The sequence below is a fragment of the Parachlamydia sp. genome (assembly GCF_050255895.1).
GTDB lineage: Bacteria > Chlamydiota > Chlamydiia > Chlamydiales > Parachlamydiaceae > Parachlamydia > Parachlamydia acanthamoebae.
Map to the genome: position 1 here is coordinate 1 of NZ_JBFWIR010000103.1, position 6,383 is coordinate 6,383.

The 6,383-nt window shown below is 36.5% G+C and carries 5 protein-coding genes; 2 read left to right on the forward strand and 3 right to left on the reverse strand.

Annotated features, from left to right (window positions below):
• Both AB7E63_RS12850 and AB7E63_RS12855 read left to right on the forward strand, forming a co-directional pair.
• Window positions 1–472, forward strand: a 472-nt coding sequence (locus AB7E63_RS12850; protein ID WP_428419624.1) for a hypothetical protein, incomplete at its 5' end; no start/stop codon positions are given.
• 636 nt (window positions 473–1,108) lie between these two features.
• The gene (locus AB7E63_RS12855; RefSeq protein ID WP_059358688.1) at window positions 1,109–3,349 is read left to right on the forward strand and encodes a hypothetical protein; all 2,241 of its coding nucleotides are present in this window, start codon (window positions 1,109–1,111) and stop codon (window positions 3,347–3,349) included.
• A 42-nt stretch (window positions 3,350–3,391) separates the two neighbouring features.
• Here AB7E63_RS12855 and AB7E63_RS12860 read toward each other — a convergent pair whose 3' ends face one another.
• The 3 genes from AB7E63_RS12860 to AB7E63_RS12870 are packed head-to-tail and all read right to left on the reverse strand — an operon-like array spanning window position 3,392 to window position 6,378.
• Complete coding sequence (locus AB7E63_RS12860; RefSeq protein WP_428419625.1) at window positions 3,392–4,216, reverse strand: hypothetical protein; 825 nt, start codon at window positions 4,214–4,216, stop codon at window positions 3,392–3,394.
• A 31-nt stretch (window positions 4,217–4,247) separates the two neighbouring features.
• Window positions 4,248–5,411, reverse strand: coding sequence for a citrate (Si)-synthase (locus AB7E63_RS12865; RefSeq protein WP_059358690.1), 1,164 nt, complete (start codon window positions 5,409–5,411; stop codon window positions 4,248–4,250).
• A 25-nt stretch (window positions 5,412–5,436) separates the two neighbouring features.
• Complete coding sequence (locus tag AB7E63_RS12870; protein ID WP_428419626.1) at window positions 5,437–6,378, reverse strand: malate dehydrogenase; 942 nt, start codon at window positions 6,376–6,378, stop codon at window positions 5,437–5,439.
• Window positions 6,379–6,383 lie beyond the last annotated feature (5 nt).

Genomic DNA, 6,383 nt, shown 5'->3' on the forward strand with positions numbered 1-6,383 from the left:
CTTCAGGGAATTTGATGAAAGATTAAAAAAAATAGATACAACCAAACTAGATTTGGAGTATATGCAAACCTCTGAATTTTGGGACTTTTTTTCTAAAATAGTACTTGAAAGACAAAAGGCTAGGGAATTAGAAAAAGTTCGGTTTATCTTAAGTATTTTTGAAGAAACCATATGCAAAGACAGAGATTCCCGTTTTCCCATTGCCTTGAAAGAAAAGTTTTTGAATCGTCTTGACAATCTTTCAGAGTATGAAACGAAGTTTTTATATGATTTTTCATGTGGAAAATTTAATGAAAAATCTCAAAAAGATGTCAATGCAATGGGTGATATCTTTCAATCAATGGCTTTAGAGGAGCTGATAATCAATGGAATCATTTGTAAAGAAGAAACCTGGATTTCGCATATAAAGGCAACAATTTTTGGAGGTCAATTTATAGCCTATATTCAATTATTAGCCTCAAAAGAACTTTAGATCTTTTTCAATCTAGCTTTAAATTCATTTATAAATATCTTACATTTTTCTTGTTTATTAAAATTTTTGACCAACTTTTTACCTCTAGCACCAGATGGAGAAACAAACTCCATAACCATTGACAATCAATCTGGACAACGTAATCACTAAAACCAAGCTGTCCGAGAGCTTTTTTTTTACTTTCCTCATATCTTCTTAAGTAACGTAGTCTAAATCATAAAATTTGGTAACGATTTTCGGAATAGATTGTCACAAAAGCTTCTCAAACCAAGATTGCATCTATGTCTTTTTTTCACAGTCCTTCTGAAGTATAGCAAGATGCATTTACGATTAAATAGAAAAGAACCTTTTCAATCATTGAATTCCCAAAAAGATATTCCAACATATTTTGACCTCTTTATTTGATAATATAATCAAAATATTTGGTCGATTTAGGAAAAATCCCTTTATAAAGGAGGCTCTCAGAACGAGAAGGAATTTGAAAAAAAATATATTCCTTTATCCTTTGTATTTTTCAATGGTTTCCATAGCTGATTATTAAGTGCCTAATAGTAAATTAATTTGATTTTTTTGAGTTTCGTTATTATAATTTTCATTAATTTTTTTATTGATAGTACATTTTTTTTTGGAGTTTTGATGACCAGCCCTTCTATTGATAGAAATGGAAATTTTGGGAAAACCTTTCAATATCACAGCCAAAAATTTGATCGATATAGAAAAGGATTAAAAAATTACAGCGGTTCCTTTGTTAAAATACAAAAGAAACAAGATCCAACTAAATTTAAAACGATTTCTTCCCAAGAAGCTGTTTTGAAATTATTAAAAAGCTACCAAAAGCTAGGCCAATACGAGCATCTCAAAAAATCTTCTCATCGTAAAAACATGCAAGAAGCTTTGGGAAACACAAAGCTCAAAAAAGATTTTCCTGTTCGAAAAATTGTCTTCAAAATTAAACAATTTACCATTGAATTATTGAGTTCACTTGCAGCCTGGAGAGGCGTATTAAAGATTCCCGAACCTGTATTGATGATTCAAGTCGGTACTTCAGAAGCCATGAATTTATCTTTTCAGGCAAGCACTCCTGCAGACTCTCCTCATAAAGTGAATGTCTACCACATTGAAAATTCCTCTTTTCTATCCGATACAGAAAAAATGCTTCAACAGTTAGAAGCGAAAGAGGGAAAATTAGAAGTGATAGAAGGAAAAGTCAGATGCGTATTTGCAGCATCTGAAAATATAGATGAACTCATTGTCACCACAGAATATCGTGGTTTACAAGGAAACACATTTCGCCTTTACATGGAAGAAAACATTGTTGTTCTGAAACAAAAGTTGAATCAACATTCAGAAAAATTTGTCTCCTTATGGGATTTTGAACAGTTAAAACGTAATGAAATTACGGTTTTACTTAAAAATAATAGTGGATTTTTCGATGAAAATGAAACCTCAAAAGATGGTGGCTATGCACTCTCAGACTTACGTCATTCACAAACACTTCGTATGTTAAGTTCTGTGTCTTTTCGTGCATTAGAAATTGAATTAAAAGCGATAAAGGAAGGCCTAGAAATCACTCATAAGGTAAAAGATTATCAGCCAGAAAAAATTAATGAGTTTTTGTTTTTTTATCATTCAACAAATATGACTTACGATTCTGAAACGACAATAAAAGAACTTATTCAAAAGATTAAACAATCAAAAAATGAAGGGCATCATGGTGAACCAGGACATTTATTAATGCATTCACTGATTGAGCAGTTTTTGACAACAGAAGTTAATAAAAAGGATCGCGAAATTTTTGAGGCTATTCGGGATCGAATCCAAGATCAGATTGATCTGGATAATGACGAATTTGCTTTTCTAAAGTGTTTGGCTTTATGTGCAGGCATTGAAAAAAGACAGATCGATGAGAAAGCAAAAAGCATAGCGGATAAAATCTTGGCAAAAATAGACAAATATAGCGAGGTTGGTGAACTGATCAGGGGCGGCTGGTATGATAGTCCAAATTCTGGACACTATATAAGCATCGAAGCTATTAGAGAAGGTGATCACTATCTCTTTCACATTGCAAATGCTGGTCAGGGAGCAAACGACATCCATCGGCCTCTATTTGAGCAAGATTCGAATGGAATGAGAATAGCTGCTATAGATAAGGGGATTGTTATTAAAACATTTAAAGCAGACAAAGCAACAGCTAAAGAAATCATTAAAAATGTTCTTATTTTTGCAGCAGTGACACAAGAAAAAGAAGGCGCAATTAATAAATTCTATGAAATCTTCGAACATGCTCAAATATGTGAAGACTATAGCCTCCCTCCACGTGGATTTCAAAAAATTGGAAATTGTGTCGTTAACAACCAGCAAGAATGCTTTATTCATATCTGCCAACGTTTGGGAAATACTGAAGCTGCTAATGTTTTCATGAAATGGCTAGAAAACAGTATTTATAAAGAAGCGGATAATTATCCGGCTTTAAAGGAAGCGCTTAAGCATAAAGAAAGTAAATCTAATATACGACCTCTTAATAGGGGATCATCACAGCTTATACTCGTTGAGTCAAAATCGGGCAAAAAACATGTCATTCCGCAGGGAATAGCAGAAGGTCAACCTTTCAAAGATTTGACGCTAGGGTGCCGAGGAGATGTTCTTGCCGATAAAAATCCAAGTACTTGTCTCTTCAATCAACATGCTCTCTTAGCCTTTAAGGAAGGAGAATATTATCTATCACGTCACCCGAAGTGTGACCTAACAGCTGAGCTTAATTTAATACGCAATGCACTGAAAACGTCTCTTCAATACTCAGACGAGTCTTTTTTTGGCATAAAATTATGGAGTGGAGATAGGATCCAGCTAAATGATTTAGAGCTGGTTGTTGCGTAGGACAATTTAACCTATGCCTTACAAAGAAGACGCACATTAAATTCAAGCCTCTCCTCTCAATCCCTTTTGCAATAAAACGTGTGTTTCAGCAGCGAAATTGAAAAAGAAGATCACGGCAGGGGCTAGGATCGCTGTAAAAGGAATCATAATGAAAAACCATTGCAAGATGGTGTAAGTCGGCGTATCGCAATAATCGCACAATGTTCCTGTTAAAACAGCTGCTAAAACAAGTAAACCCACGATAAAGAGAATTGGAAGCAAGGCCACCAAGGCAAGAAGGAGATTGGAAAAAATATCTTCTTTCACTCTGTGAATGAGAAATTTAGAGATTTCAAATCGATTGAGGCCGCGGAGTGCCAGCAAAGGGGCCATAAAAAATAGGAGTGAAAGACTCAATAGGCAAAGGACTAATGACCCCAAGTTAAGGAGAAAAGGAGCAAAAGAAAGCACGACCCCAAAAAAATCTCCGAAACCAGGGATGTCATTGAGCAATACAAAAATGCCCATAATAACCCAGAGCAATAAATAACTTAAAATAATGGGCACAGAAAAATAGGAAGCGCCAATCACCACTTCCCACGATTTATTGAATACCTCCCCATAGTTAATCTCTTTCTTCTTGATTTCGTTGTGATAAATGCGCGTCAAAAAAATTCCCAATGAAATGATAATTCCTGCTGACAAAAAAATGGGAAGAAAAGTGAGACTCATCACCACCCACTGACCCGCATTTAAAGCGAGACCCCGAAAAAAAACGACCAAAATTCCGCACAATGCTAAAACACAAAAGGTGAGTAGCCATTTTTTTTTGCAAAAACTCAAAGATAAAGCACGATTAAAAATAAATTGGATATCTTTCAGGGTCATAGGTCCTCATTAAAAGCAGCAAGTCTGTAAATCAAGTTGTAGGGGATGATTTATATAAATATTTAGGGCGAACAATAGGCAAGCCTTTGCCTTCTCGTGCGATACATCTTTCATGGACAATTTGCACAGCAATCCCTACAGTACGCGCAAGGCCAAATAAAATGGTGAAATATTCAGGGTAAGGAAATCCAGTGGCAGATAGTACTGTGCCTGAAATTGCATCCACATTGGGATAAGGATTAGAAATTTTAGGATTTTCTGCAAGGACTTTAGGTCCAATAGTACGTAAAATCTGTGTTAATTTAACAAGTGGATTATCAGGATACTTTTTTTCAGCCAAAGCATAAAGAACGGTAGCACGTGGATCTTCGACACGCAAAACAGCATGTCCGAAACCAAAAACGAGTTGATTGTTTGCTAGCCGATCACGAATCAAAGCTTCTACAGTTTCAGGCGAGACATCATTTTGTAGTTCACTCTGTATTTCTTCAACAAATTCGAGGCAGTCCTGATTGGCTCTACCGTGACGCGGTCCTGCCAATGCACTCATCGCAGCAGCAATAGATCCATACATATCTTGTAGACCAGACGCAACCGCTTTACCTACGAAGGTAGATAGATTACCACCCCCATGGTCAAGATGAAGAACATTAAATAATTTAAAGACTTCGATTAATTCTTCTGGTGAAGCATTGGGAACGTTCAGCATATGCACAAAATTTTCGATATAACCAAGCTCAGGTTTTGAAGGTTTAGATTCTCCCCAACCTGCGTGGTAGTTGATGACTGCAGCTGCAATTTCAGGAATTTTGGCAATTAATGCAAGGCAGTCAGCTCGATAATCATTTTGCCCTTCAATCATTCCACATGTAAATAACGCTGCACAGAATAGTTGCATCGGATGCCCTTCATTTGGAAGCTTCCGAATGTGATCGATCACTCTAGGTGCACAAATTGCATGCCGCTGAAGTAAATTAGAAAAATCTTCAATTTCACCTTTAGAACCATCATTTCCTGTATATAGTAAATGGATGGCGCGTTCAGGTTCCCAGTAAGCAATATCTGCAACAGGATAATTGCGATAGAATAAACCTTTGATGGGATCGACATTTGATGTCGTGCAGTACCCGACTGGATATCCTCTTAAACCTGTATCAAGATTATCTTCTGTGATTTCAAAAAGTACCTTACTCATTTTTACTTTCTCCTCAATCGATCTTTTAGGATTGTTTTATAACGATATTCTTTTCTTCAATCAACTCTTTCTCTGTTAGGAGAATTTTTTCTTTTAAAAATGGATTGAGCTCTAATCCCTTGACAATTTCCCAATCACCTTTTTGATCTAAACGGCAAGGGAAAGAAAAAATGAGATCTTCTTGGATTTCATAAGGATTTCCATCGCTACAAACAGCTGAAGAAAACCACTGACCTTCAGGCGTCGGAAAAACCAATGCTTTTACATCATCTATCAATGCGTTTGCCGCAGAAGCAGCTGAAGATTTTCCGCGAGCAGCGATAATTGCAGCTCCTCGTTGTTGAACATTTTTAATAAAGGTGGTTTTCAACCATTCTTCATCTTTAATGACTTCAAGCAAGGGCTTATTGTGGATACGCGCATGATAAAAATCAGGCACTTGGGTTGAGGAGTGGTTACCCCAAATGGTCATGTGACTAACCGATTCAACATCCGTGTTTGCATGTTTTGCTAAAGCCGCAACCGCACGGTTTTGATCCAGGCGTGTCATGGCATGAAAATTTTTGCGGGGAATGTTGGGAGCATGTTTCATGGCAATTAAGCAATTTGTGTTGCAAGGATTCCCCACAACAAACACTTTTGCATTTCGATTTGCAGATGCATTAAGTGCTTTGCCTTGTTCCACAAAAATTTTCCCATTTTCTGTGAGTAGTTCTCCACGTTCCATTCCCGGACCACGAGGTTTAGAACCAATTAAAAGGGCATAATCGATTTCACCAAATAATTGAAAAGGATCGGAACCAATCTGGATGTGTTTCAATAGAGGAAAAGCGCAATCCTCTAATTCCATTTTTACCCCTTCTAAACTTTTTAAGGCCTCAGGGATTTCTAAAATATGAAACGCAATTGGTAGATCATTTCCCAACATCTCACCGCTTGCAATTCTGAAAAGTAGGTTATAAGCAATTAGAC